Annotated in this window: 27 protein-coding genes, 1 tRNA gene and 1 pseudogene; 8 read left to right on the top strand and 21 right to left on the bottom strand. The window is 72.4% G+C overall.

What is annotated here, in order from left to right; genetic code table 11:
• Window positions 1-49 precede the first annotated feature (49 nt).
• The gene (locus CTJ15_RS08795) at window positions 50-982 is read left to right on the top strand and encodes an MBL fold metallo-hydrolase (RefSeq protein ID WP_075822886.1); all 933 of its coding nucleotides are present in this window, start codon (window positions 50-52) and stop codon (window positions 980-982) included.
• A gap of 31 nt (window positions 983-1,013) precedes the next feature.
• On the opposite strand, the gene CTJ15_RS08790 is transcribed toward CTJ15_RS08795, so the two are convergent.
• Together CTJ15_RS08790 and CTJ15_RS08785 are read right to left on the bottom strand one after the other, a co-directional pair.
• Window positions 1,014-1,349, bottom strand: coding sequence for a hypothetical protein (locus CTJ15_RS08790; protein ID WP_019459802.1), 336 nt, complete (start codon window positions 1,347-1,349; stop codon window positions 1,014-1,016).
• Window positions 1,350-1,486: 137 nt separating this feature from the next.
• A complete protein-coding gene (locus CTJ15_RS08785) occupies window positions 1,487-1,990 on the bottom strand; it encodes a DUF192 domain-containing protein (protein ID WP_019459801.1) in 504 nt (167 codons plus the stop codon).
• Between the two features lie 222 nt (window positions 1,991-2,212).
• Between CTJ15_RS08785 and CTJ15_RS08780 the strand changes: the two genes are divergently transcribed.
• The 6 genes from CTJ15_RS08780 to CTJ15_RS08755 are packed head-to-tail and all read left to right on the top strand — an operon-like array spanning window position 2,213 to window position 7,710.
• The gene (locus CTJ15_RS08780) at window positions 2,213-2,851 is read left to right on the top strand and encodes a carbon monoxide dehydrogenase subunit G (protein WP_075822885.1); all 639 of its coding nucleotides are present in this window, start codon (window positions 2,213-2,215) and stop codon (window positions 2,849-2,851) included.
• Window positions 2,852-2,879: 28 nt separating this feature from the next.
• Window positions 2,880-3,821, top strand: coding sequence for a MoxR family ATPase (locus tag CTJ15_RS08775; protein ID WP_369699834.1), 942 nt, complete (start codon window positions 2,880-2,882; stop codon window positions 3,819-3,821).
• Complete coding sequence (locus tag CTJ15_RS08770; protein WP_099781491.1) at window positions 3,808-5,037, top strand: VWA domain-containing protein; 1,230 nt, start codon at window positions 3,808-3,810, stop codon at window positions 5,035-5,037. The genes CTJ15_RS08775 and CTJ15_RS08770 overlap by 14 nt, the downstream gene beginning before the upstream one ends.
• A complete protein-coding gene (locus tag CTJ15_RS08765) occupies window positions 5,034-5,378 on the top strand; it encodes an XdhC family protein (RefSeq protein ID WP_019459797.1) in 345 nt (114 codons plus the stop codon). Before CTJ15_RS08770 ends, CTJ15_RS08765 begins: the two co-directional genes overlap by 4 nt.
• Window positions 5,375-6,082: an XdhC family protein gene (locus tag CTJ15_RS08760; RefSeq protein ID WP_019459796.1), complete on the top strand. Its 708-nt coding sequence runs from the start codon at window positions 5,375-5,377 to the stop codon at window positions 6,080-6,082. The genes CTJ15_RS08765 and CTJ15_RS08760 overlap by 4 nt, the downstream gene beginning before the upstream one ends.
• Entirely contained in the window at window positions 6,079-7,710 is a 1,632-nt protein-coding gene (locus CTJ15_RS08755) for an NTP transferase domain-containing protein (protein WP_099781490.1), read from the top strand. The genes CTJ15_RS08760 and CTJ15_RS08755 overlap by 4 nt, the downstream gene beginning before the upstream one ends.
• A 446-nt stretch (window positions 7,711-8,156) precedes the next feature.
• Here CTJ15_RS08755 and CTJ15_RS08750 read toward each other — a convergent pair whose 3' ends face one another.
• From CTJ15_RS08750 to CTJ15_RS08700, 11 genes and pseudogenes are all read right to left on the bottom strand, one after another.
• Window positions 8,157-9,656: a M81 family metallopeptidase gene (locus CTJ15_RS08750; RefSeq protein ID WP_099782120.1), complete on the bottom strand. Its 1,500-nt coding sequence runs from the start codon at window positions 9,654-9,656 to the stop codon at window positions 8,157-8,159.
• A gap of 5 nt (window positions 9,657-9,661) precedes the next feature.
• Window positions 9,662-10,912: a Zn-dependent hydrolase gene (locus tag CTJ15_RS08745; protein ID WP_027297169.1), complete on the bottom strand. Its 1,251-nt coding sequence runs from the start codon at window positions 10,910-10,912 to the stop codon at window positions 9,662-9,664.
• The gene (locus CTJ15_RS08740; protein WP_075822464.1) at window positions 10,909-12,213 is read right to left on the bottom strand and encodes an ArgE/DapE family deacylase; all 1,305 of its coding nucleotides are present in this window, start codon (window positions 12,211-12,213) and stop codon (window positions 10,909-10,911) included. The genes CTJ15_RS08745 and CTJ15_RS08740 overlap by 4 nt, the downstream gene beginning before the upstream one ends.
• A gap of 244 nt (window positions 12,214-12,457) precedes the next feature.
• Window positions 12,458-12,534 (bottom strand) — tRNA-Pro (locus tag CTJ15_RS08735).
• 192 nt (window positions 12,535-12,726) lie between these two features.
• Window positions 12,727-13,035: pseudogene (locus CTJ15_RS08730) on the bottom strand (MerR family transcriptional regulator); the annotation flags it as partial.
• Window positions 13,035-13,364 carry an integration host factor subunit alpha gene (locus tag CTJ15_RS08725; protein ID WP_019460256.1) on the bottom strand — a complete coding sequence of 110 codons (330 nt, stop codon included), beginning with the start codon at window positions 13,362-13,364 and terminating at the stop codon, window positions 13,035-13,037. The gene CTJ15_RS08725 and the pseudogene CTJ15_RS08730, both read right to left, overlap by 1 nt.
• 247 nt (window positions 13,365-13,611) lie before the next feature.
• A complete protein-coding gene (locus CTJ15_RS08720) occupies window positions 13,612-14,574 on the bottom strand; it encodes a beta-ketoacyl-ACP synthase III (RefSeq protein ID WP_019460257.1) in 963 nt (320 codons plus the stop codon).
• 14 nt (window positions 14,575-14,588) lie between these two features.
• Window positions 14,589-15,752, bottom strand: coding sequence for a phosphate acyltransferase PlsX (gene plsX, locus CTJ15_RS08715; RefSeq protein ID WP_099781489.1), 1,164 nt, complete (start codon window positions 15,750-15,752; stop codon window positions 14,589-14,591).
• Window positions 15,753-15,778: 26 nt separating this feature from the next.
• Window positions 15,779-15,982 (bottom strand): 50S ribosomal protein L32, encoded by a 204-nt coding sequence (gene rpmF, locus CTJ15_RS08710; protein ID WP_026033043.1) that lies wholly within the window; start codon window positions 15,980-15,982, stop codon window positions 15,779-15,781.
• A 146-nt stretch (window positions 15,983-16,128) separates the two neighbouring features.
• Entirely contained in the window at window positions 16,129-16,641 is a 513-nt protein-coding gene (locus CTJ15_RS08705) for a DUF177 domain-containing protein (RefSeq protein WP_019460260.1), read from the bottom strand.
• On the bottom strand, window positions 16,638-17,216 hold the full coding sequence (locus CTJ15_RS08700) for a ubiquinol-cytochrome C chaperone family protein (protein WP_027297171.1): 579 nt from the start codon (window positions 17,214-17,216) through the stop codon (window positions 16,638-16,640). Before CTJ15_RS08700 ends, CTJ15_RS08705 begins: the two co-directional genes overlap by 4 nt.
• Window positions 17,217-17,390: 174 nt before the next feature.
• Here CTJ15_RS08700 and CTJ15_RS08695 point away from each other — a divergent pair, with 174 nt between their 5' ends.
• On the top strand, window positions 17,391-17,867 hold the full coding sequence (locus CTJ15_RS08695) for an outer membrane protein assembly factor BamE (protein ID WP_019460262.1): 477 nt from the start codon (window positions 17,391-17,393) through the stop codon (window positions 17,865-17,867).
• 90 nt (window positions 17,868-17,957) lie between these two features.
• Here CTJ15_RS08695 and CTJ15_RS08690 read toward each other — a convergent pair whose 3' ends face one another.
• Genes CTJ15_RS08690 through nrdR form a run of 8 tightly spaced genes read right to left on the bottom strand, consistent with a single transcriptional unit; the run spans window position 17,958 to window position 24,633 of the window.
• On the bottom strand, window positions 17,958-19,175 hold the full coding sequence (locus tag CTJ15_RS08690; protein WP_019460263.1) for an MFS transporter: 1,218 nt from the start codon (window positions 19,173-19,175) through the stop codon (window positions 17,958-17,960).
• Window positions 19,175-20,182 (bottom strand): thiamine-phosphate kinase, encoded by a 1,008-nt coding sequence (thiL, locus tag CTJ15_RS08685; protein WP_099781488.1) that lies wholly within the window; start codon window positions 20,180-20,182, stop codon window positions 19,175-19,177. The genes CTJ15_RS08690 and thiL overlap by 1 nt, the downstream gene beginning before the upstream one ends.
• A gap of 7 nt (window positions 20,183-20,189) precedes the next feature.
• A complete protein-coding gene (gene nusB, locus CTJ15_RS08680) occupies window positions 20,190-20,720 on the bottom strand; it encodes a transcription antitermination factor NusB (RefSeq protein ID WP_099781487.1) in 531 nt (176 codons plus the stop codon).
• A complete protein-coding gene (ribH, locus tag CTJ15_RS08675; protein ID WP_019460266.1) occupies window positions 20,717-21,211 on the bottom strand; it encodes a 6,7-dimethyl-8-ribityllumazine synthase in 495 nt (164 codons plus the stop codon). Before ribH ends, nusB begins: the two co-directional genes overlap by 4 nt.
• A complete protein-coding gene (gene ribB / locus CTJ15_RS08670; protein ID WP_019460267.1) occupies window positions 21,208-22,365 on the bottom strand; it encodes a 3,4-dihydroxy-2-butanone-4-phosphate synthase in 1,158 nt (385 codons plus the stop codon). The genes ribH and ribB overlap by 4 nt, the downstream gene beginning before the upstream one ends.
• Complete coding sequence (locus tag CTJ15_RS08665; RefSeq protein WP_099781486.1) at window positions 22,362-22,979, bottom strand: riboflavin synthase; 618 nt, start codon at window positions 22,977-22,979, stop codon at window positions 22,362-22,364. The genes ribB and CTJ15_RS08665 overlap by 4 nt, the downstream gene beginning before the upstream one ends.
• Window positions 22,979-24,151: a bifunctional diaminohydroxyphosphoribosylaminopyrimidine deaminase/5-amino-6-(5-phosphoribosylamino)uracil reductase RibD gene (ribD, locus tag CTJ15_RS08660; protein WP_058390021.1), complete on the bottom strand. Its 1,173-nt coding sequence runs from the start codon at window positions 24,149-24,151 to the stop codon at window positions 22,979-22,981. The genes CTJ15_RS08665 and ribD overlap by 1 nt, the downstream gene beginning before the upstream one ends.
• Window positions 24,152-24,180: 29 nt before the next feature.
• Complete coding sequence (gene nrdR / locus CTJ15_RS08655) at window positions 24,181-24,633, bottom strand: transcriptional regulator NrdR (protein ID WP_019460270.1); 453 nt, start codon at window positions 24,631-24,633, stop codon at window positions 24,181-24,183.
• Between the last annotated feature and the right edge of the window lie 2 nt (window positions 24,634-24,635).

The raw sequence follows: 24,635 nt of genomic DNA, 5'->3' as shown, positions 1-24,635 counted from the left end.
GGGGACACCCCAAGAGGTACCCCGAGGGGCACCCCAGGGAGCGGTCCGGGTGAAGGGGCGCTTCCTCAACCCGGACGGCACACGCCCCGGGCAGACGCGGCGGGCCCTCTGGCGCTTGTCGCGCGAACCAGCCGGGCCGCCCTGGCCGGAATGGGTCGAGGACCCGCCGCAGCCGCCCCCGGCCGAGCCGCCGCCCGGCCATGTGGCGATCACCTTCATCGGCCACAGCAGCTTTCTGCTGCGCTTCGCCGGCGGTCCGACCCTGCTGACCGACCCGGTCTGGAGCAGGCGTTGCAGCCCCTTCTCCTTCGCCGGGCCGAAGCGGGTCCGCGCTCCGGCAATCCCGCTCGAAAGGCTGCCGCCGATTGATGCGGTGCTGCTCAGCCACAATCACTATGACCACATGGATCTGCCGACCTTGCGCCGCCTGCACCCCGTGCCGGTCATCACCGGACTGGGAAACGGCGCCTACCTGGGGCGGAAAGGAATGCCCGGAGCGGTGGAGCTGGACTGGTGGCAGGAGGCTCCACTGCCGGACGGGGCCACGGCCACCTACCTGCCCATGAAGCACTTCTCCGCCCGCACGCCTTTCGACGGCGGACGGATGCTCTGGGGTGGCTTCGCGGTACGGACGCGGGAAGGCAGGCGATTGATCTTCTGTGGTGACACCGCCTATGGCTCGCATCTGGTCGAGATCGGCGCCCGGCTGGGGCCTTTTGCCGTCGGGCTGGTTCCGATCGGCGCCTTCGTGCCGCGCTGGTTCATGCATGTGGTGCATATGGACCCGGCGGAAGCCGTCCAGGCCCGTGCCGATCTCCGGATCGGGACAGCCGTGGCCATGCATTTCGGCACCTTCCGCCTGACGCGGGAGGCCTTCGATGCACCGGTGAGAGACATGGAGGCCGCCCGCGCTGCCGCGGGCCTGCCGGACACCGCCTTCCGCGTTCCCGCCTTCGGCGAGACCCTGCTCCTGCCCCTCTGACCTGGCGGGTGGCGGGCCTGGCGTACCGGTCCTACCGCACCGGGCCGGTGCCCGGGCCGCCGCGGGCAGAGGAGCCGCTGCCCGACTCGTCGCGCGGCGTCGCGCCGGGCTGGGCCGGCGTCACCGCCGGGCTCCGGGCGGTGCCATGCCCGATCGCGCTGCTGCCGCTGCCGGAATTGTCACGTGGGGTGGAGCCGCTGCGGGGCGGCGTCACCGCCGGGCTGCTGCTGCTGCCCTTCCCCACGCTGCTGCTGCCGCTGTTCGACGTGTCGCGTGGGGTGGAGCCTTGGGCCCAGGTGGGCGGGGCCAGCATTGGCGCGGCCATCAGGCCCAGGACAGCGAAGGATGTGGCGAGGTTCCGGCGCAAGCGTGCGTCTCCTTGCAGGCGTGGCTGCCGCGTGTTCCCCCCTGGGGTCCCGGTGCGGTGGCCCTGGTTCCGGCGGGCAGGCCCGCTCTGCAGGGCCAACGGTGCCGGGGCGAAAAGGTTTGCGCCCCGGCCCCATCTCAGCTGTTGCCGAAGATGCGCTGCTCCACCTTGTCGCCCACGCGGATGCCCAGGCGCTCGGCGGTGCCGGCCGCCAGTTCCAGCGTCGCCCGGACCGGGCCGTTGCTCTGGATCACCGCCTCGCTGCGCGGCACCGTGCGCTCGGCGATGCGGTCGATGGTGCCGTCCTGCCTGATGAAGACCATGTCGAGCGATGTGACGGTGTTGCGCATCCACATGCCGCTCTGCATCGGACGCCCCCAGTCGAAGAGCATCCCGCCATCCGGCGCCACGCGCTGGCGGAACATCAGCCCGATGCGCTGCTGCTCGGTGTCGGTGGCCATCTCCACGTTGAAGACATGGCGCTTGCCGTCGCGGGTGATGATCGTCAGCGGCTCGGCCGGCAGCGGCGGCTGCGGCCCCTGCTGCGCCCTGGCCGGCCGCGCGGCCAGGGCCGGGAGCACGGCCAGCGAGCCGAGGAGGAGGGAAGTCACCTGGCGGCGGCGCATCGCTTTCGGGTCCATGGGGTCTGCATTCCATCTCAGAAAGATATCGTGGGAATAAATCCCACAATACAGATTGCCGGCCTTGCCGCTCTACACCAAGAGCCGGACCCCCGAAATCCGGCCCCGATCCCCTTCCGTCCGGACTTTCCCCGCCGGTCTTCCCCCTCCGGAACCCTCCCCCTAGGCTGTGCCGAGATCGAGCTTCCGACCTGCAGTGATTCCCGCGATGGAGACGCCCAAATGGAAATGACCGGTGAACGGCGGATCGAGGCGCCGCGCCAAAGGGTCTGGGACGCCCTGAACGACCCGGAGGCGCTGAAGGCCGCGATCCCCGGCTGCGAGTCGCTGGAACGGACGCCGGAGGGCGGCTTCACCGCCCGCGTCGCGGTACGTATCGGCCCCATGGCGGCGAAGTTCAGCGGCAAGGTCAACCTGACCAACATCAACGCCCCGGAATCCTACACCATCACCGGCGAGGGCAATGGCGGCGCCATGGGCTTCGCCAAGGGCGGCGCCGACGTGACGCTGGAGGAGGCGACGGACACCGTCACCCTGCTGCGCTATGCCGTGAAGGCGCAGGTCGGCGGCAAGATGGCCCAGCTCGGCGCCCGGCTGGTGGACAGCACCGCCAAGCAGATGGCCGACCAGTTCTTCGACCGCTTCGCCGCCAATATCGGCGTGCCGGAACCGGAGGAAGTGGCCGCCAGCGCCGCCGCCACCCCTGTCGAATCCCCCGTTCCCAAGGCCGCAGACAGCGCCGTGAGCGGCCTGGCCCTTGTACGCGCCATGATGCCGCGCGAATTCCTGGGGCAGAGCATGATCTTCTGGGGCGGGCTGGTCGTCTGGCTCCTGATGATGGCGCTGATCTTCCTCGGCTGAGGCTTCCCCATACCGTGACATCCGCGACGTGAACGGCGAGACCCCTCCCCCCGGTATCCCCGGCAGCCCCTCCTGGCCACGCGACGTGGCCGATACGCGGCGGCTCCTGGCGGAAGGCGGCTATGTGGCCGACGCCGCCCTGGCGACCTCGGTGCATCTCGCCCTGCGGATGGGCCGCCCGCTCTTCCTGGAAGGGGAGCCCGGCACCGGCAAGACGGAGATCGCCAAGGTCCTGGCTGCCCGGCTGCCGCGCCGGCTGGTGCGGCTGCAATGCTATGACGGGCTTGACCTGAACGCCGCGGCCTATGAGTGGGACCACGCCAAGCAGCTCATGGCGATCCGCCTCGCGGAAGCCTCCGGCAGCGCGGACGATGCGGCGGCGCTGGAGCGCGGCCTCTACGACCGCCGCTTCCTGCAGGAACGCCCGCTGCTCTCCGCCCTGGAGGGCAGCCCCGCCGTGCTGCTGATCGACGAGCTGGACCGCGCCGACGAGCCCTTCGAGGCCTTCCTGCTGGAGATCCTGGCCGACAACCAGATCACCGTGCCGGAACTGGGCACGATCCGCGCTCAGGTGCCGCCGGTGGTGATCATCACCTCCAACCGGACGCGGGAGGTGCATGACGCCATCCGCCGCCGCTGCCTCTACCACTGGGTGGACTACCCGGACGCGGCGCGGGAGCGCGCGATCCTGGAGGCCCGCGCCCCCGGCCTCTCGGAGCGCCTGTCGCGCGAGGTCGTAGGTTTCGTCCAGGCGCTGCGGCGCGGTCCGGACTGGTTCAAGCTGCCCGGCGTGGCGGAAACCATCGACTGGGCCCGTGCCCTCGCCGCCCTGGGCGCACGGGAGCTGGAACCGGCCCTGGTCGAGGAAACGCTGGGCGTCCTGCTGAAGTACCAGGACGACATCGCCCGGCTGCGCGGCGAGGAGGCGGCGCAGCTGCTGGCGGAGGCCCGGCAGGTTGCCGAGGCCTGAAGCCGCCGAGGATGAGCCCTCCGGTGCCGAATTCGCCGGCAACCTGATCGGCTTCGCCCGGCTGCTGCGCCGGGCGGGCCTGCCCGTCGGCCCGGCGGAAAGCCTCGCCGCCGCCGAGGCCCTGTCCATCACCGGGATCGCCGAGCGCGACACGGTGCGCGCCGCGTTGCGCGCCACGTTGCTGCACGCCCATGACCATCATGAGGTCTTCGACGGCGCCTTCGACCTCTGGTGGCGCGCCCCCGGCCTGCCCCTGGGCGGCGGGGAGGCCGGGACCGAGGCCACGGAGCGCCTGCCCGCCGCGCGGCGCCTGGCCGAGGCCCTGGCGGCGAACCGCGACCCCGCAGGGGGCGAGCGGGAGGACAAGCCGGAGGAGGCCAGCCTCTCGGTCAGCGCCGCGGAGCGGCTGGGCCAGCTCGATTTCGAGGCGATGAGCGCCGAGGAGATCGCCGCCGCCAAGCGGGAGATCCGCCGCCTCGCCCTGCCGCTCGCCGCGCGTCCGACCCGGCGCTTCCGGCCCGACCCGCACGGGCCGCGCAGCGACCTGCGCGCCACGGTGCGGGCCAGCCTGCGCCGGGGCGGCGAGATCCTGGCCATCGAGCGCCGCCGGAGGATGGAGCGGCCGCCGCCGCTGGTGGCGATCTGCGACATCTCCGGCTCCATGGCGCGTTATGCCCAGGTGCTGGTGCATTTCCTCCATGCGGTGACCAATGATCGCGACCGGGTCCATACCTTCCTCTTCGGCACGCGGCTGACCAATGTGACGCGGCAGCTTCGCCACCGCGATCCGGAGGTCGCCTTCCAGATGGTCGGCCGCACCGCGCCGGACTGGTCCGGCGGTACGCGGATCGGCGAGGCGCTGGAGCATTTCAACCGCGACTGGGCCCGGCGCGTACTGGGCCAGGGCGCCGTGGTGCTGCTGATCACCGATGGGCTCGACCGCGTCGGCGGCGAAGGGCTGGGCGAGGCGGCGGAACGGCTGGCGCATTCCTGCCGGCGGCTGATCTGGCTGAATCCGCTGTTGCGCTATGCCGGGTTCCAACCCAGGTCCCAGGGCATCCGGGCGCTGTTGCCGCATGTCCACGAGCATCGCCCGGTGCATAATCTCGACAGCCTGCGCGCGCTGGTGGAGGCGCTGTCCGCCCAGGGTGGCTCCTCGGGCGGCCCACCCCGCGATGCCGCGCCCCGTAAGGCCAGGCCAAGGAGGCCCGCATGAGCGATACCCCCGTGATGGGTGAGGACATCCTGGCCGCCGCCGAGGCCTGGCGGCGGGAGGGCGAGGAGGTGGCCCTGGCCACGGTGGTGGAGACCTGGGGCTCCTCACCCCGGCCGCCCGGCTCCCGCCTCGCGGTCAGCGGCTCCGGCCGCCTCGCCGGTTCCGTGTCCGGCGGCTGCATCGAGGGCGCGGTGGCCGAGGTGGCGCAGGCGGTGATGCGCGACGGCGTGCCCCAGCTGCTGGATTTCGGCATTTCCGACGAGCGCGCCTGGGAGGTCGGCCTCGCCTGCGGCGGCAAGCTCAAGGTCTTCGTGGAACGCCTCGGGGAGCAACGCGGGTGAGGACGGACATCTTCGCGCGGCTGCGCGCCGCCCAGGCGGAGAAACGCCCGGTCGCCCTGCTGACCCGCCTGCCGGACGGGGCGCAGCGCCTCTGGGGCGCCGGCGAGGACACGGAGGACATCGCGCCCGGACTGGCCGAGGCCGCCCGCGCCGCGCTGGCCGGGGATGCGGCGCGCATGGCCGAGGTGGCGGGGGAGAGCTGGTTCGTCCATCCGCACAACCCGCCGCTGCGGCTGATCCTGGTGGGCGCGGTGCATATCGCCCAGGCGCTGGTGCCGATGGCGGTGGCCGCGGGCTTCGCCGTGGCGGTGGTGGACCCGCGCCGTGCCTTCGCCACGGAGGAGCGCTTCGCGAAGGGGGCCGCGCTGATCCATGAATGGCCGGACGACGCCATGGCCCTGCTGGGCCCGGACGCGCGCAGCGCCGTGGTGACGCTGACCCATGACCCGAAATTCGACGACGCCGCGCTGGACGCGGCCCTGCGCAGCGAGGCCTTCTACATCGGTGCGCTGGGCAGCCGCCGCACCCATGCGAAGCGCCTCGCCCGCCTCGCCGAGCTGGGCCATGGCGAGGCCGCGGCGGCCCGCATCCATGCGCCGGTCGGGCTGAACATCGGCGCAGTCACCGCGCCGGAGATCGCGGTCTCCATCCTGGCCGAGATCGTGGCGGTGCGCCGAGGCGCCACGCTCGGGCAAAGGACGTGATCTTCGGCCTCACCCCGCTGGAGGACGCGGCCGGCGCCATTCTGGCGCATACCCACCGCCTGCCGGGGCGCGTGCTGAAGAAGGGCACGGTGCTGGACCATGCCGCGCTCGAAGCCCTGGCGGCGGCCGGGGAGAGCGCGGTCATCGCCGCGCGGCTGGAGCCGGGCGACGTGCCGGAGGACGAGGCGGCGGGCCGGCTGGCCGAGGCGCTGCTGCGGCCCGGCCTCACCCGTTCCCGCGCCGCGACCGGGCGCGTGAACCTTTTTGCCGCCGGGCCGGGCCTGCTGGCGCTGGACGTGGCGCTGATCGACCGGCTGAACGCGCTGGACGAGAGCCTGACGCTCGCCACCCAGCCAACCTATGCCCCGCTTTCGGCGCCGGAGATGGCGGCCACCATCAAGGTCATCCCCTTCGCCGTGCCGGGCGCGGTGCTGGCCGAGGCCGAGGCGCTGGCCCGGGCCGGCCATGCCCTGTCCTTCCACCCCTATCGCCCGCTGCGCGCGGGGCTGGTGATGAGCCATCTGCCGGGGATGAAGCCCGGCATCCTGGACAACACGCTGGAGGCCACGCGGGCGCGGATCGCGGCGGTGGGCGGCGAGCTCCTGCCCGCCGAGCGCGTGCCGCATGACGAGGCCGCCATCGCCGGGGCCCTGCGCCGCCTGCGCGCGGCGGGGGCGGAGCTGCTGATGGTGATCGGCGCCTCGGCCGTGGTGGACCGGCGCGATATCGGCCCGGCCGCCATCACCCGGGCGGGCGGCGAGATCGCGCATTTCGGCATGCCGGTGGACCCGGGGAACCTGCTTTGCCTGGGCAGCCTGGATGGGCTTCCGGCCCTGGTCCTGCCCGGCTGTGCCCGCAGCCCGGCGCTGAACGGCTTCGACTGGGTGCTCCAGCGCCTCGCCGCCGGCATCCCGGTGACCGGGCGCGACATCCAGCGGCTGGGAGCGGGCGGGCTGCTGATGGAGATCGAGACCCGACCTCTGCCCCGCGCCGCCGCCGGACGGGCCGAGCCGCTGCCGCGCCCCGGGCACCGTCCCGTGGCCGCGCTGGTGCTCGCCGCCGGCCTGTCGCGGCGCATGGGGCCGGTGAACAAGCTGCTGGCCGGGGATGCCGCCGGGCGGCCCATGATCGCCCGCACCGTGGACCATGTCCTGGCCAGCCGGGCCGAGCCGGTGATCGTGGTGACGGGCCATGAGCGCGAGCGCGTGGAGGCCGCCCTGGCCGGGCGCCCGGTCCGCTTCGTGCACGCGCCCGATCATGCCGAGGGGCTTTCCGCCTCGCTCCGTGCCGGGCTGGGGGCGGTTCCGGAGGAATGCGAGGGCGTCCTGGTCTGCCTCGGCGACATGCCGCTGGTCGGACCCGGCACGTTGGACCGCATCCTGGATGGCTTCGACCCGGCGGCGGGCCGGAGCGTGGTGCAACCCGTCCATGAGGGACAGCCGGGCAATCCGGTCCTCTGGGGCCGGGAGTTCTTTGCCGAGATCGGTGCCCTGTGCGGCGACCGCGGGGCGCGCGGGCTGCTGGCCCGCCATGCCGCCCGGCTGGCCGCCGTCCCGGTCACGGAGGATTCCGTGCTGCGCGACTTCGACACGCCGGAGGCCCTGGCCCGGCTGGATGCCCCGGCCTGAGACGGGTGGCGGAATGCCGTGGTCCCTGGGCACGGGAGAGCTTGGACGGACGGCGCGGGGTCGGAAGCGTCCGCCTTTCCGCTTTCGCGGGACAGGGCAGGCTGCCAGATGGGTTTCTTTAACGTTTTAGGATTTTAGACTTTTATCCGTCCGGATGGGGGCCGCTCCAGCTCTTCCCCGTTGCGGGTGATGCCGCGGCGGCGGGTGCGTGCGGCACCCGGCCATCCCTGGTGTCGGGAACCGGTTCGAGACCACTGCGACGATGGGCCGCCGGAGATCGCCACCTGTGACGTGCCGGTGGGAGCTGCGGATCATGCGGCGGCGTGGTGGTGCGTTGATTTTATTCCTATGGCATGGGAATGGGCGGAGAGCAAGGGCAGTTTCCGGAACCGCGCCTTGGCATGGGATGCCGCCCCGGAAGGGGATGACCCTTCCGGGGCCGCTGTTCAGCCCGTCACCGCATTCGCGCCCGGCTTCAGCCGCACACCCGGGCGGATGTGTCGGAAGGGCAGGGTCGAGGGGTCGGCCACCACCGGTCCCGGCGCCACGGCCACCAGCACGCGCCCGGCGATAGGCTGGAAATCCGCGCGGAAATGCACGCTGGATTTCAGTGCCAGGATGCGCTCCGCCGCCGGGTCCACGCCGAAATGCCGGATCAACGCCTGGTCCAGCGCCTGCATCTTGCGGCTGGTGACGATCACCTTCACCCCGCCCACGGCCAGCAGGGCCGAGGGGCCGAGATCGACCCGGTTGCCCTTCGCCATTGGCCCGGTGCAGGTGAAGCGGCCGTCCGACAGGCGCGCCACCAGCCCGGTCACCTCCGCCGGGGCGCCATCGGTTTTGCCGCCGAGGGCGAGGGTGACGGCGGCCCCCTCGCCCGCCGCATGCAGCGCCGCGGCGCTTTCGGCATCGTTGATCAGCGCGACGGTGGCATCCTGTGCATCCTGGCGCACCAGTTCCCGCAGCAGCCCGGTCGTGTCGCCATGGCCGCCGCCGCCGGGATTGTCCTGCGTGTCGGCGATCACCACGGGGCCGTTGATCTCCCGCGACAGGCGGATGGCGGTGGCGACGGCATCGGCGGCGTCGAGCAGGTCGGGCACGAAATCCGCCTCCCGCCGGGCGAGATCGGCGAGGAAGCCCTCGGCGGCGGTGTCGGCGGTCTCCTGGCTCTCGGCATAGGCGGCGACGGCCATGCCGCAATCGGCGAAATCGGCATAGGGGAAGCCGAAGCAGAAGCCGAGCTCCACCACGCCCGGCACCGCCGCCTCCAGCCGTGCCCGTTCCGCCATGACATCGGCCATGGGCGAGACCAGCGTGCATTGCCCGGTGATCGGGGTCCAGTAATCCGCCTGCCGGAAGCTCTTCGCGAAGGGCGCGCCGCGCTCGATGCGGCGGAGCAGCAGCTCCACCGTCCGGGCGCCGCATTCCGCGCCGTCCACATGCGGATAGGTGCGGTAGGGCACGAGGATGTCGCTGTGCGCCACCATGGCGGCGGTCAGGTTGGCATGCGGGTCCAGGCTGGCGCCGATCGGGATGTCGCCAGCGACGGCGCGGAAGCGGCGCAGCAGCTCGCCCTCCGCATCGCCGAAGCCCTCGGCCACCATGGCGCCGTGCAGCTCCAGGTAGATCGCGTCCAGCGGCCCCTGCGCCATGGCGTCCTGCAGGTCGTGCAGCAGCAGCGCCGCCATGCGCTCGAAGGCCTCGGGCGTGAGGGGGCCGGAAGGGCCGGTGGTGGCCCAGCTCAGCGGCGCCACCGCGATGCCCCGGGCCTCGGCGGCACGGATGGCTCCGGCGGCCGGGAAGCTGGTCGGGCGGATCACCTCCAGCATCGTGGCCGGGCGCTGCAGCGGCGGCGCCCCGCCGGGGGCCAGGAAATCCGCCCAGGTCGCCGGGCGCGGGGCGAAGGAATGGCTTTCGTGCTGGAAGCCGCCGATGGCGATACGCATGGTCCTCAGCCCCTCGAAACGCCGGCCGTGGCCAGCACCGCATCGGCCAGCACGCTGGCCCCGGCCTCGGCCCATTCCGGCGTGATGCTCTCTTCCTCGTTGTGGCTGATGCCGCCATGGCAGGGCACCCAGACGAAGCCGGTCGGCACCTTCTGCGCCACATAGACCGCGTCGTGCCCGATGCCGGTCGCCATGTCCCTGTGGCGGTAGCCGCGCCGCCGGGCGGCCTCGCGCAGCCGCTCCGCCAGTTCCGGCGCGAAGGGCGTGTGCGGCGAGTACCAGAAGTCCTCGACCTCGACCTCGACGCCGCGCCGTGCCGCCACCTCGGCGCCCCGGGCCTTCAGCGCATCGGCCATGCCCTTCAGCGCCTCCGGGTCGCCATGGCGCATGTCCACGCTGAACCAGGTCTCGGAGGGCACGACGTTGCGCGAGGAGGGCGTGACCTTCACCACGCCCACCGTGCCGCGCCCGTCACCCCCGGCGGCCAGGGCGATCTCCTCCACCGCCTGCATCAGGATGGCGGCCGCGACGAGGGAGTCGCGCCGCCCCTGCATCTGCCCGCCGCCATGCGAGTCGGCGCCGCGCACCGTCACCTCCAGCCAGTGCTGCGCCAGGGCATGGGTCACGATGGCCATGTCCATCCCCTCGCGCTCCAGCACCGGCCCTTGCTCGATATGCAGCTCGAAATAGGCGCCGAGCTTCCGGAGGTCGGCGGGATCGGCCTCGCCCTTCCAGCCGATGGCCTCCAGCGCGTCGCCGAAGCGGGCGCCCCCGGCATCGCGCTTGTCGAGGATCTCCTGCTCCGTGAAGATCCCCATGGCCGCGCCGCTGCCCATCATCGGCGGGGAGAAGCGGGCGCCTTCCTCGTTGGTCCAGTTGACCAGCACGACCGGCGCCTCGGTCTCGATGCCGGCCTCGTCGAGCGCCCGCATCACCTCCAGGCCCGCCAGCACGCCCAGCACGCCGTCGAACTTGCCGCCGGTGGGCTGGGTGTCGAGATGCGAGCCCATGGCCACGGCGGGCCGCGACGGGTCCCGCCCTTCCCGCCGCAGCACCATGTTGCCCAGCCGGTCGGTGGTGACGGTGAGGCCGATCGCCTCGCCCCAGCGGGCCAGGAGCTTCCGCCCCTCGCCATCCTCGGCGGTCAGGGTCTGGCGGTTGCAGCCGCCCTTCGCCGTGCCGCCGATCCGCGCCATCTCCATCAGCGAGTCCCAGAGCCGTGTGCCGGAGACGGGAAGGTTGCTGCTGGCGCTCATGCGTGGGCTCCTGGCGCGAGGGGTTCGACGCCGCACCACTCGGCCATGGTCAGCGCGATGGTGCGGGTGATGTCGTGCATGCTGGCGAGGCCGACGCTCTCGTCGATGCCGTGGATGTCCTGCGCGTCGGGCCCGAAGACCGCCGTGGGCGTGTCCTGGTAGAGGGTGAAGAACCGCCCGTCGGTCAGCCCGGAGGCGGCGTAGTGGCGCAGTTCCTCGCCCGCCGAATCCGCGTAGTGGTGCTTGGCCAGGCGCACGATCTCGCTGTCCATGTCGAAGACGCAGCCCTCGGCGTGGAAGCCCTTGAACTCCAGCTTCACCTGCGTGCCGCGCAGCCGCGTGTCGGCGGCGAGCTTCGCCACCAGCGCCTCGATATCCGCCTTCGCCTGCGCCGCCGGATAGCCGACCATGACGCCGACCCGCAGCCCGACGCGCGCCCGCGTCGGCACGGAGGAGTTCCACTCCCCGCCCTCGAAGCTGCCCAGGTTGACGTTCACCGGATGGTTCACGCCATGGAAGGAGGCATGGACCCGCTCGGCGCGGTTCATCTCCGCCTCGTAGTCCTTGAAGCCGGCGGCGATGATCCCGGCGGCCTCGATGGCGTTCACCCCGGCATGCATCTCCCGCACATGGGTCGGGCGGCCGGTGACGGTGACCCAGGCCCAGATCACGCCGACCTCGGCGGAATAGACGGCGGCGAAGCCGGGGCCCGGCTCCGGGATGATCACCGCATCCGTGCGCGGCAGGGCGAGCATGGCGGCGAGCGCGCCGTTGCCGGTGCATTCCTCCTCGATCACCGCCTGCATCTGCACCTCGGCGGCGGGCTGCACGCCGGCCCGGCGCAGCGCCTCGAAGGCGGTGAGATAGGAGACGATCCCGGCCTTCATGTCGCCGGCGCCGCGCCCATACATCCGCCCGTTCCGCACGTCCGGCTCATAGGGGGGCGTGACCCACAGGTCAGCGGCGCCTTCCGGCACCACGTCCACATGGCCCTGCAAGGCCAGGCTGCGGCCACGCTTCCCGCGGGGCGTGAAGACCGCCACGACATTGTCGCGGCCGTCATAAGGGATCAGCGGCGGCGAGAATCCTGGATGGTCCTTCAGGGCCGCCGGATCGGTCGGCACGCGGCGCGGGGCAAGGCCCAGCGCCTCGAAGTTGCGCGCCATCTCGTCGAGGGCGCCCTGCTCCTGGCCCAGCGTGGAGGAGCAGCGCACGAGGCGCGCCAGACGCTCCACGGAATCCGCCTCCAGCGAAGCCACGGCGTCCAGGATCGCGCGGCGGAGGCCGGGGTCGAGCGTCACGGCTGGTGCCCCTGTCCATCGAGAAGGGATGCGGCGGTGCCGCCGACCAGGGACTGGGCCATCTTGCCTCCGGTGAATGCCGGGGGCGGAGGCTAGACCCGAAGCCATGGCGCCGGAAACACCGCGCAGCGCCGTTTTTCGGGCAACAAACAAGAGGATAGGGCCGGAAGCGCGGCAAATGCCGTGGACGGTGCCCAAGTGCTCGGCAACCGGTTCGGGAGGAGGATTTCGGGGTGTTCGGGAATGGTCGGAGCGGCGGGATTCGAACCCACGACCCCCAGTCCCCCAGACTGATGCGCTACCAGGCTGCGCTACGCTCCGTGCGGAGGCCGTCTAGCATCGGCGCACCGCCCCGCCAAGCCCCCTGCCCCAAATGCTTCGCGGCGGCGGCGGAAAAGTGGTGGCCGGTCAGAATTCCCGGCTGTTGCCGCGGGTGATGAAGCGGATGCGGGCGGCGATGGATTCCAGCTCCTCCAGGCATTCGGCCAGGAGGTCCTCGCGCCCGATCGGCGTTTCCGGCGCGGGCGGGTTCGCCGTGGACTCGGCGCCGCTGTCGCGCAGCAGGCGCTGCACGCCCTTGATCGTATAGCCCTGGGTGTAGAGCAGGTCGCCGATCCGCTTCAGCAGGGCGATGTCGTCCGGCCGGTAGTAGCGGCGGCCGCCGCCGCGCTTGAGCGGGCGCACCTGCGGGAACTTGCTTTCCCAGAAGCGCAGCACGTGCTGCGGGATATGCAGGTCCTCCGCGACTTCGCTGATGGTGCGGAAGGCCGTGGGCGCCTTGCGCGGGCGGAGCGGGGTGTCTTCCATCACCTCAGAGGGCATCAATAATCATCCTGGGAATCGGCCTCCCCGTCCGTGGGCGGGGCGTCGCCATTGATGCGTGCCTTGAGCACCTGGCTCGCCCGGAAGGACAGGACGCGGCGGGGCGAGATCGGCACCTCGATCCCGGTCTTCGGGTTGCGCCCGACGCGCTGGGCCTTCTGGCGCACCGTGAAGGTGCCGAAGGCGGAAAGCTTCACCGGATGGCCCGCCGCGAGGCTGGCCGAGATCCGTTCCAGGACATCCTCCAGGAGCGCGGCGCTCTCGTTCCGGGACAGTCCCACCTGCGCGTAGATCGCGTCTGCGAGATGCGCGCGCGTGACGGTCTGCATGCCCATCCATACCCCGGGTTGCCCATGGAAATGGAGTGAAAACCGCCCCTTGGGCGAGCGTCAACCACGAACGGGGATTCGGCACAACACTGCGGCACGGAAGCCACAGAAATGCCCGCGTCACGCAGAAGCGTGTGTGCGCCTTGCCTCGGCAAGAGGCGGCTGGCGTGAAAGGAGGGCGCAGCGCCCCGTCCTGGCAGGGGGCGGCGACGGAGTCCGGTGCGGAAAGGCAGGCCGCGCAGGCGGGTCAGTAGCGCGCCAGCGCCGCGCCCCAGGTCAGGCCGCCACCGATGGCCTCCATCAGCACCAGGTCGCCGCGCGCGATGCGGCCATCGCGCGTGGCCTCGGCCAGGGCCAGCGGGATCGAGGCGGCGGAGGTGTTGGCGTGGCGGTCCACGGTCACCACCACCCGCTCCCGCGGCAGGCCGAGCTTCTTGCCCATGGCCTCGATGATGCGGAGATTGGCCTGGTGCGGCACCAGCCACTGCACGGCGGAACGGTCCAGCCCATTCGCCGCCAGGGCCTCGTCCACCACGGCGGCGAGCTTGGAGACGGCGTGGCGGAAGACCTCCCGCCCCGCCATGCGGAGCAGGCCGGGGCCGCCGGTGCTGCCGGCGCCGCCCTCGACATGCAGGATGTCGGCGAAGCGCCCGTCCGCATGCAGGTGCCAGGAGAGCAGGCCGCGATCCCCGTCCTCCGAGGCGCGCAGCACCGCCGCCCCGGCGCCGTCGCCGAACAGCACGCAGGTGCCGCGGTCGGACCAGTCCACGATGCGGGAATAGACCTCCGTGCCGATCACCAACACGGTGCGCGCCTGCCCACCCCGCATCAGGGATTCCGCCATGCCCAGGGCATAGACGAAGCCGGTGCAGGCGGCGGACAGGTCGAAGGCGATGCCGGACGGGGCGCCGATCGCCGCCTGGACCAGCGCCGCCGTGGAAGGAAAGGCGCTGTCCGGGGTCGAGGTGGCGACGATCACCGCATCCACCTCGGCAGCCGGGATGCCCGCCTGCTCCAGCGCCCGCAGGGCCGCCGCCGCGCCCATGGAGGAGGCCGTCTCCCCTTCCGCGGCGATATGCCGCCGGCGGATTCCGGTACGTTCGCGGATCCATTCATCCGAGGTGTCGAGCCCATAGGCCTGGGCCAGTTCCTCGTTGCTGAGGGCACGTTCGGGCAGGTAGCCGCCGGTCCCGGCGATGATGGCGCGCATGGGCGGTCGATTCTTCAGCGGAGGGCGGTGGAGGAGAGGCCCGGGGTTTCGTGGCCGGGCGTGTCGCGACCCGGTTCTTGCTTGGACGCACCGTCAGGCGGGACGGCGGGGGACCCGTCTTCCGGCGCGGCCGCCGCGGGGCCCCGCCGCAGCAGGGCGGCACCCTCGCGGATGCGTTCGTTGAAGCCGTGGCTCACCATGTCCAGCGCCACGTCCACGGCATGGGCGAAGCCCAGCGCGTCGGTGCCGCCATGGCTCTTCACCACCACGCCGTTGAGCCCGACCAGCACCGCGCCGTTATAGCGGCGGGGGTCCATGTATTCGCGCAGCCGGTCCAGCGCCGGCCGCGCCAGCAGGTAGCCGATCCGCGCCAGGATGGTCGAGGTGAAGACCTGCTTCAGCAGCCCGCCCATCAGCTTCATGGCGCCCTCGCCCGTCTTCAGGGCGATGTTGCCGGTGAAGCCGTCCGTCACCACCACGTCGGTCGTGCCGGCGGTGATGTCGTGGCCCTCGACGAAGCCGCGGAAATTGGGGCCGAGATGGCTGTCGCGCAGGATCTCGGCGGCCTGGCGGACGCGCTCGTCGCCCTTCAGCTCCTCCGACCCCACGTTCAGCAGCCCGATGGTCGGCGCCGGCAGGCCCAGCACGGCGCGGGCGAAGGCATCGCCCATGACCGCGAACTCGGCCAGGTTGCGCGCGTCGTACTGGACGTTGGCGCCCAGGTCGAGCAGCACCACGTCGCCGCGTGCCGAGGGGCCGATCGCCGCCAGGGCGGGACGGTCGATGTCCGGCAGGGTCTTCAGCACGATCTTGGCCAGCGCCATCAGCGCGCCGGTGTTGCCGGCGGAGACGACGCCCGCCGCCTCGCCGACCGCCACCGCGTCGATCGCCATGCGCATGGAGGACCCCCGCACACGCAGCGCGGCGGTCGGCTTCATGTCGCCCGGGATGGCCTCGGCGGCATGGCGCAGGCTGCAGGCCCGCGCGGCGCGCGGGCGGCGGGCCAGCAGGCCGGACAGCTTCGCCTCGTCGCCCAGCAGCAGGAACCGGGCCTCGGGGTGGCGTTCCGCCGAGAGCTCGATCCCGTCCAGCACGGCGTCGGGGGCGTTGTCGCCGCCCATCGCATCGATGGCGAGCGAATAGGCGGGCGCGCGGCCCGCGATGGACCCTTCGGACACGACAGGTCTCGCGGTGCCGTCGTAGCTCAGGTGCGGACCGCGGCCTTCAGGGCGTCGCCGGCCTGCACGACCTCACGGCCGTCATAATGGCCGCAGGAGGAGCAGACATGGTGCGGGCGCTTCAGCTCGCCGCAGTTCGGGCACTCGTGATAGGCGGAGGCGGTGAGGGCCTCGTGGCTGCGGCGCATGCCGCGGCGGGAGGGCGAGACTTTCTTCTTAGGGACGGCCATGGTCGCCGGGCCTTTCTAAAATGGCTTCTGCAAGAGCTGCATGAATTGGGCGCGATCGACCGGAATCGATGCAAGCTGAGGGCGGGCCTCTACCACCCGCCCCCCCAGGAAGCAAGCCTGAAGCGGCCCCGCCTGGAGCCGTGCGGTCAATCGCCCCGCTTCAGGCGGCTCAGCGCGGAGAAAGGGGTGACGGGCTTGTCGCCCGCTCCTTCCGGCCCGAGTCCCGCTCCCGGAGCGCGTGGATAGGGGTCTAGGGACAGGGCGAGCTGCTGCGCCAGCGCCTCCCCGAGATCGAGCACGCCGTTCTCGGCCTCCACCTCGTCCGGACCTTCCAGGATGTCCTCCTCGTCGGGTTCGGAGGGCTCGGCGGCGGGGGGCGGCACGCGCCAGTCGATCTCCTCGTCGATCTCCTGCGGTACCGGCTCCAGCGTCACCACGCAGGCCTGGGTCACGCTGGCCTGCATCCGGCCGCGCACGGCGACATTGCCGCCGGCCTGCGGGGTGAGCGCCACCTTGGCCTCCAGCTTCCCCAGGGACAGCAAGCCCAGGCGGCGGGCCAGGGCCTCGCATTCCTCCGGCGTGGCGGCGAGGCTCTCGCGCTGGCCGGAGCGGGGGATGTTGGCCAGCACCACGGGCCGGGAAAACTCGTTCTTGGTCACGTCTGGAACTCCAGCAGGTCGAGGCGGCCGGCGGCGAGATCGCCGATCCCCCGGGCCGAAAGGGCGGCGGCGATCCGGCAGGCGCGCGCGGCCAGCAGGGCCGGGGCGCCCTCCGGCGGCTCATCCCGCCAGATGTTGCGCGCCAGGACTGTTTCCAGGGGGGCTGTTTCCAGGGGGGGCGACTCCGCCGTCCCGTCCTGTGCCTTCCCCATGGCCTCCAGCGCCGCCTCATAGGCGCGTGCCCGGCCGTGGAAGGCCTCCCACATCGCCTTCACGCGCCGGCCGATGGACATGTCGCCCACGCCCATCTCCCGCAGGTTCAGGTCCATGTCGGCGAACATCGCGTCGAAGACCGCCTGGGCGAGTTCCCGTCCACGCGGGTCCGGGTCATGGCGCAGGCGGTGCACCAGCAGCGCCACATGCAGGGCGATGGCGTCGAAGCGCCCCTCCAGCGTGTCGGGCACACCGATCGTCCCGAACAGGCCCGGGGCGCGGGCCGCCGCCACGCTGGCGGTGTAGAGCTCGAAGCCCGCACGCTCGAAGGGCTTGCGCCGAAGGAGGCCGAGAAGGCCCATATTCTGTCCCGATCACCGTTTCGAGGCTGCCCCGCCCGCTCAGCACCGTTGACCGGAGGGCAAGGCGGTGGCAATCCGCCCGACGAGATGGCCCGCGCCCCCTCCCCAGTCAATCGCCGCCCTTCGGGGCGATCCCGCCTTCTGCCAGCCGGCCGCGCCGGTCTCGCATTGGCCATGGCAGCACTGCTCGCCGTGCCCCTTGGTGGCTGCTCGGTCTTCGGCGCCCCGCGCGAGATCCGCGGCAACCGGGTGGACCCGGAGCAGCTCGCCCAGATCACGCCCGGGGTGCAGACGCGCCAGGACGTGACCGCGCTGCTCGGCTCGCCCAGCGCCACGGGGACCTTCGACCCCAACGAGTGGTACTATATCAGCGAAGTCACCCATATCCGCCCGGCCCAGATGCCGGGGGTCAGCGATCAGCGCGTCGTCGCCATCACCTTCGACCAGGGTGGCGTGGTGCGGAACATCCGCGAGCTGACCGACAAGGACAGGAACAACGTCTCCTTCGTGTCGCGCGAGACCCCTTCGCCCGGCACCGAGCGCAGCGTGCTGCAGCAGCTCTTCGGCAATATCGGCCGCTTCAACGGCGCCGGTGGCTCCATGGGCTCCGCCACCAGCGACCAGGGTCCCGGCGGCGGACCGGGCCGCTAAGGCCCCCCCCGCAGCCACCAGCGCGCCCGCAGCCGGCAGGAGCCGGCGCGGGTCCGATGGCCTCCATGGTGCGGGACGGCCGCGGCCCCGTCAGGCCAGGGCTGGGCGGGTCGCGGAGACCCGCCACAGCGCCAGGGCCAGCGCCGGCAGCAGCAGCAGGTTCACCGCCTCCCAGCCCAGCCATTCGTGCAGCAGGCCGGAGCCCAGGGCGGTGCAGGCCACCGTGCCGAAGACGATGCAGTCGTTGACCGCCTGCACCCTGAAGCGCTCCGCCGGGGCATGGCTTTCGCCCAACAGGTTGGTGGCGCCCACGAACATGAAGTTCCAGCCGATCCCCAGCGCGACCAGCGCCAGGGAGAAATGCGCGAACTGCCGCCCCGCCAGGCTGGCCAGCACGCAGGCCGCCGTGAGCGCCACGCCCCAGAGGATCACCCGCCGCGCGCCGAAGCGCGCGATCAGCCGCCCCGTGACGAAGCCGGGCGCGAACATCGCCAGCGAGTGGAGCTGGATGACCGTGGTGCTTTCCCCGATCCCGAAGCCGCAGAGCATCATCTCCAGCGGGGTGGAGGTCATCACGAGGTTCATGGTGCCGTAGGCCACGGCGGCGGTCAGCGCCGCCGTCACGAAGGCCGGGCGGGCCAGGATCTCCGCCACGCGCAGCGCGGTCTTCGGCCGGGGGGGCGGCGGCGGCAGGCGGGTGAAGGCCAGCAGCGCGAGGCAGCAGAGCGGCAGCAGCGACAGGGTGAGGTAGGTGCCCAGGAAGAGCACCGGCTCCAGGAGGCCGCGCGTGTGCTTCACCAGCTCCGGCCCCAGCGCGGCGGAAAGGATGCCGCCCGCCATGACGAGGCTGATCGCCCTGGGGCGATAGGCCGGGGTGGCGACCTCGGCGGCGGCGAAGCGGTAGTGCTGCGCCACGCCGGCGCCCAGCCCGGCCGGGACGGAGGCCAGGCAGTAGAGCAGGAAGTCGCCCCGCCAGACGCCCCAGGCGAAGGCCAGCGCCCCGGCGAAGGACAGCAGCGCCCCGATGACGAAGCCCGGGCGGCGGCCGAGGCGGGCGAAGACCATCCCGGCCGGGATGGAGGCGGCCATGGTGGCCAGCATCTGCAACGCCATCGGCAGGGTGGCGAGCATCTTGTTGGGCACGAGGCTGTAGCCGATCAGCGCCGACATCGCGACCTGCCCCACCACGGCCGCGTTACTCAGCGCCTGGCAGAAGAAGAGCAGGCGGATGGTGCGCCGCATCCCGGCGGGCTCCTCCCCCGGCATGGCCAGGGGGGCCGTGGCTCCGGCGGGCTGCGCTGCGCTCATCAGAAGTGGCTCCATCCCCCTCGCGGCACGGAAACCGCCCGTCCCGCCCGGTCCAGCACCGTGACCGAGGCCGGGCCCGCCTGGAAGCGCCCGATCCGCGCGACGGGGATGCCGCTGCGGCGGGACGCCTCCTCCACCCGGGGCGCATCGGCGGGATCGGCGGCGAAGAGCAGCTCGTAGTCGTCGCCGCCCGCCAGCAGCGGCAGCAACGCGGAGTCGTCATCCGCCACCGCCGAGCGCGCCGGGCCGGACAGCGGCACGCGGGCCATCTCGATCGCCGCGCCGATCCTGGCGGCGCGGCACAGGTGCCCCAGGTCCTGCACCAGCCCGTCGGACACATCCATCGCCGCCCGCGCCACGCCGCGCAGCGCGATGCCCAGGGCCAGGCGCGGATCGGGCAGGCGGTAGCGGCGCAGCAGATATCCCTCCGGATCGGGCGGCAGGCGCCCCTGTCCCACCGCCAGGCCCAGCGCGCCGTCGCCGATGCAGCCGGAGACCCAGACATCGTCGCCCGCCCGCGCCCCGTCGCGGCGCAGCGCCGCGCCCGGCGGCACCGTGCCCAGGATGGTCAGGGAGTGGCAGGCGGGGCCGGGGGTGGAGACCGTGTCGCCGCCCAGGATGCGGAGGCCGAAGAGCCGCTGGTCCTCGGCCAGCCCGGCGGCGAAGCCGGCGACCACGGATTCCGCCGTGCCGCGCGGGAAGGCCGTGGTGAGCAGGTAGCCCAGCGGCTCCGCCCCCATGGCGGCGAGGTCGGACAGGTTGGTGCGCAGCAGGCGGCGGGAGACCGTGTCCGGCGGATCGGTGGAAAGGAAATGAACCCCCTCCACCATCGCATCCGCCGCCAGCACCAGCGTCCGGCCCGGCGGCGGATCGAGCAGCGCCGCATCGTCGAGCAGGCCGAGCGCCTCCGGTGCCGCGAGGGGCCGGAAATGCCGGGCGATCAGCCCGAACTCGCCGGGGAGCGGTCCTTCGCCGGGGGACGCGGCCGCGGGCGGATGCGGGGGCAAGGCCGGCTCAGGCGCGGGCGGGGTTGAACTCGCCAGTCCGCAGGTCCTTGGCCATGGCGTCCAGCACCCCGTTGGCGAAGCGCGGCTCGGCGCCGTCGAAGAAGCCGTGGGCCACGTCCATGTACTCGTTGATCACCACCCTGGCCGGCGGCTCGTTGCCCGACCACAGCTCGGCCGCCGCCGCCCGCAACAGGGCGCGCAGCACCGGGTCGAGCCGGTCCATGCTCCAGCCGGCGGACAGGTGCCCGGCCACGATCGGGTCGATGGTCTCGGCGTTCCTGGCCACGGCGCGGACGATGCTGGTGAAGAGCGGCACATCCGCCTGCGGCACCCGTCCTTCCTCGAAGCCGCCCTCGCCCGGCAGCGCGCCGAGGCGGTGCTGGATGAACTGCTGGATGATGGCCTCGGCATTCTCGCCGCCGGCCTCGGACTGGAACAGGGCCTGCACCGCGGCCACGCGGGCGCCCAGGCGCGGCCGCGCCTTGTTCCCGCCGCCATGCCCCTTGCTCTTCGTGTTGCTCTTCGGCGTGTCGCTCATTCGGATAATCCCAGGCTTCGGGCGAGCGCGATCTGGCCGATCAGCGCATGGGCCGCCTCCGCCCCCTTGTTGTGCCGGTCCGGGCGCGAGCGCTCGATGGCCTGCTGCAGCGTGGCGACGGTCAGCAGCGCGAAGCCCACGGGGGCCGCGGTCTCCACGGTGATGTCCATCACGCCGCGGCAGGCTTCCCGGCAGATGTGTTCGTAGTGGTCGGTGTCGCCCTTCACCACGCAGCCGAGGATCAGGTAGCCGTCATGGCCGCCCCGCTCCCCCTTGGCGTTCAGGGCCATGCGCAGCGCCGCCGGCAGCTCGAAGGCGCCCGCGACGTCCACCACCTCGGTCCGGGCGCCGACCTGCTCCAGCACCGCCAGGGCGCCGTCGCGCATCCCGCCCACGACCTGGGCGTAGTAGGGCGCCTGGATCAGCAGCACGCGCGGCGCCGGCCCTTCCAGGACCGCCTGGCCGCGCTCCGGTGCGTCCTGCGTGCTCATGCCTGCTTCCCCTTCTGGCCGGCCTTCCCGCATTCCGAGATCGGCCGCGTGTCCACCACCGTCAGCCCATAGCCCTCCAGCCCGACGATGGGGCGGGGGTGGTTCGACAGCAGCACCATCTCCTTCACGCCCAGATCCGTCAGGATCTGCGCGCCGATGCCGTAGTCCCGCAGCTCCGGCGCCGCGCGGCCCTGGCCGGCGCGGACCCGCTCGCTCAGCGCCGTCGGCTTCATCTCGCGCAGCAGCACGACCACGCCGTGGCCGGAGCGGCCGATCTCCTCCATCGCGGCATGCAGCTCGGCCGGTCCCTGGCGGCTCAGCGTGTCGGCCAGCATGTTCACCGCGTGCATCCGCACCAGAGCGGGGCCGTTGCGGTCGGGCTCGCCCTTCACCAGGGCGATGTGCTCGCCATACTCGATGGTGTTGGCATAGACGATGATCTTCCAGGGCCCGCCCGGCGCATCCTCCAGCACGTTCTCCTCGACCCGCTTCACCAGCCGCTCGGTGCGGCGGCGATAGGCGATCAGGTCGGCCACCGTGCCGAGCTTCAGCCCGTGGTGCTGGGCGAAGGCCACGAGGTCCGGCAGGCGAGCCATGGTGCCGTCGTCGTTCATGATCTCGCAGATCACGCCGGCGGGGTTCAGCCCGGCCAGCCGCGCGAAATCCACCGAGGCCTCGGTATGGCCGGCGCGCACCAGCACGCCGCCCTCGCGCGCCGCCAGCGGGAAGACATGGCCGGGGGTCACGATGTCGCGGCGGCCCATCTCCGGGTTGATCGCGACCGCCACGGTGCGGGCCCGGTCGGCGGCGGAGATGCCGGTGCTCACCCCTTCCCGCGCCTCGATCGAGACGGTGAAGGCGGTCTGGTGCCGGGTGCCGTTGCTCTGGCTCATCAGCGGCAGGCCCAGTGACTCGACCCGGGCGCGGGTCATGGCGAGGCAGATCAGCCCACGCGCGTGCCGGGCCATGAAGTTGATCGCGTCCGGCGTGGCGAACTGCGCCGGGATCACGAGGTCGCCCTCGTTCTCGCGGTCCTCGTCGTCCACGAGGATGAACATGCGGCCGCGGCGGGCCTCCTCGATCAGCTCCTCGGTCGGGCTGAGGAAATCCGCGAGCGAGGCGGAGACGGGCTGGTTGGTCGCAGAGGCGCTCATGCCTCGAACTCCTTCAGGCGGGCGACATAGCGGGCCAGCATGTCGATCTCGAGATTGACCTTCGCGCCCGGGCCCAGCGCGCCGAAGGTGGTGACCTCCCGGGTGTGCGGGATCAGGTTCACGCCGAAGAGGCTGCCCTTCTCCCCGTTGCCCATGACCTCGTTCACCGTCAGCGAGACGCCGTTCAGCGTCACCGAGCCCTTGGGCGCGATGAAGCGGGCGAGCTGCGCCGGCGGGCGGAAGACCCAGCGCTCCGAACCGTTCTCGGGGGTCACCGAGACCACCTCCGCCAGACCGTCCACATGGCCGGACACGACATGCCCGCCCAGCTCGTCGCCCATGCGGAGCGGGCGTTCCAGGTTGATCCGGGTGCCGGGCCGCCATTCGCCCAGCACGGTCAGCGACAGGGTCTCGGCCGAGGCCTCCGCCTCAAAGGCTTCGGGCTCCAGCGCCACGGCGGTCAGGCAGCAGCCGTTGCAGGCGATGGAGGCGCCGAGCTGCGCCCCCTCCAGCCAGCCCGGCGGGGTGCGGACATGCATGCGCATGTCCCGCCCCTCGCCGATCGGGGAGACGGAGAGGATCTCTCCGGTGGCGGTGACGATTCCGGTGAACATCAGGCGCGCTCGAACTCGCTCAGCAGGTCGGGACCGCACGGGATGGTGGCGGTGCGACGGAACTTGGGAATGGCGGCGAGGGAATCCACCGGCAGGGCCTGCGCGGCGGGCAGGCCATCGCCCCCCATGATGCCGGGAGCATGGAACCAGGCGAGCCGATCCACCAGTCCCGCGCGAAGCAGGGAAGCCGCGAGCGTGGCGCCACCCTCGACCATCAGCCGGGTCACGCCCCGTGCCGCCAGGGCACGGAGGATCGCCTCCGGGTCCAGCCGGTCGGAATCGCGGGCGCCGCTTGGGTCCGTGGCCGGGCGGCCTGAGGGCGGCACCACCACCAGCGTCGCCCCGGCGCCGGACAGCCGGTCCATCGCCGCGCGGTCATGCCCCGCCACGGTCAGCACCACCACCTCCCCCCGCGCATGCACCGCTTCCGGCCCGCCTTGCAGCAGCCGGGCGGTGGGCGGGGTGCGGAGGCGGGTGTCGGCCACGGCGCGCAGGATCGGGCGCGGGGTGAAGCCCTCCAGCCGGCAGCTCAGGTCGGGGTCGTCGGCCAGCACCGTGCCGCTGCCGACCAGGATGGCGTCATGCGTGCCGCGCAGCGCATGGGTCAGCCGGCGTGCCTCGGGGCCGGTGATCCAGCGGCTTTCCCTCGTGCGCGTGGCGATGCGCCCGTCGAGCGTGGTGGCGAGCTTGAGCGTCACCAGCGGCAGGCCGGTCTCGATGCGGCGGATGAAGCCGGCATTCAGCGCCCGCGCCTCCGCCTCTAGCACCCCTTCCGTGACCGCGATGCCGGACTCCCGCAGCCGGCGGATGCCGTTGCCGTCCACCCGCGGATCGGGGTCGCGCAGGGCGGAGACCACCCGCGCCACGCCCGCCCTGGCCAGCGCATCGACGCAGGGCGGCGTCTTGCCCCAGTGGGAGCAGGGCTCCAGCGTCACATAGGCGGTGGCGCCGCGCGCCGCCTCGCCCGCCCGGGTCAGCGCGTTCACCTCGGCATGTGGGCGGCCGCCCGGCGAGGTCCAGCCGCGCCCGACCACCACCCCGTCGCGCACGATGACGCAGCCGACGGCGGGGTTCGGCCAGGTGTTGCCCAGGCCGCGCGCCGCCAGGGCCAGCGCGACGCGCATGTGCTGCCGGTCGATCTCTGTCGCGGGGATGTCGTTGTCGTGAGGCATGGCGAAGGGGGGCGGGTTTGGCACCCCCCTCAGCCATTGTCCAGCGAACCGAGCAGGTCCTGGAAGTCCTTCGCCTCGCGGAAATTCTCGTAGACGCTGGCGAAGCGCACATAGGCCACCTGGTCCAGCTCCTTCAGCCGCTCCAGAACCATGCGGCCGATCTGCTTGGAGGTGACCTCGCTGTCGCCGTCCGTTTCCAGCCGGCGCTGGAGGCTGTTGACGATGCGGTCCACGGCCCCCTCCTCCACCGGCCGCTTGCGTAGCGCGACCCGGATGGAGCGCCCGAGCTTGTCGCGGTCGAAGGGCACGCGGCGCCCGTCGGTCTTCACCACCGTCAGCTCGCGGAGCTGCACCCGCTCGAAGGTGGTGAAGCGCTCGCCGCAGCCGTTGCAGACGCGGCGGCGGCGGATGGAGGTGCCGTCGTCAGCCGGCCGGCTGTCCTTGACCTGCGTATCCTCGCTTCCGCAGAAAGGGCAGCGCACCG

The sequence above is a fragment of the Roseomonas sp. FDAARGOS_362 genome (genome assembly GCF_002754815.1).
GTDB classification, from domain to species: domain Bacteria; phylum Pseudomonadota; class Alphaproteobacteria; order Acetobacterales; family Acetobacteraceae; genus Roseomonas; species Roseomonas mucosa.
Note: the sequence above shows the minus strand (reverse complement) of the source record. Positions and strands in the feature narration are given on the sequence as shown.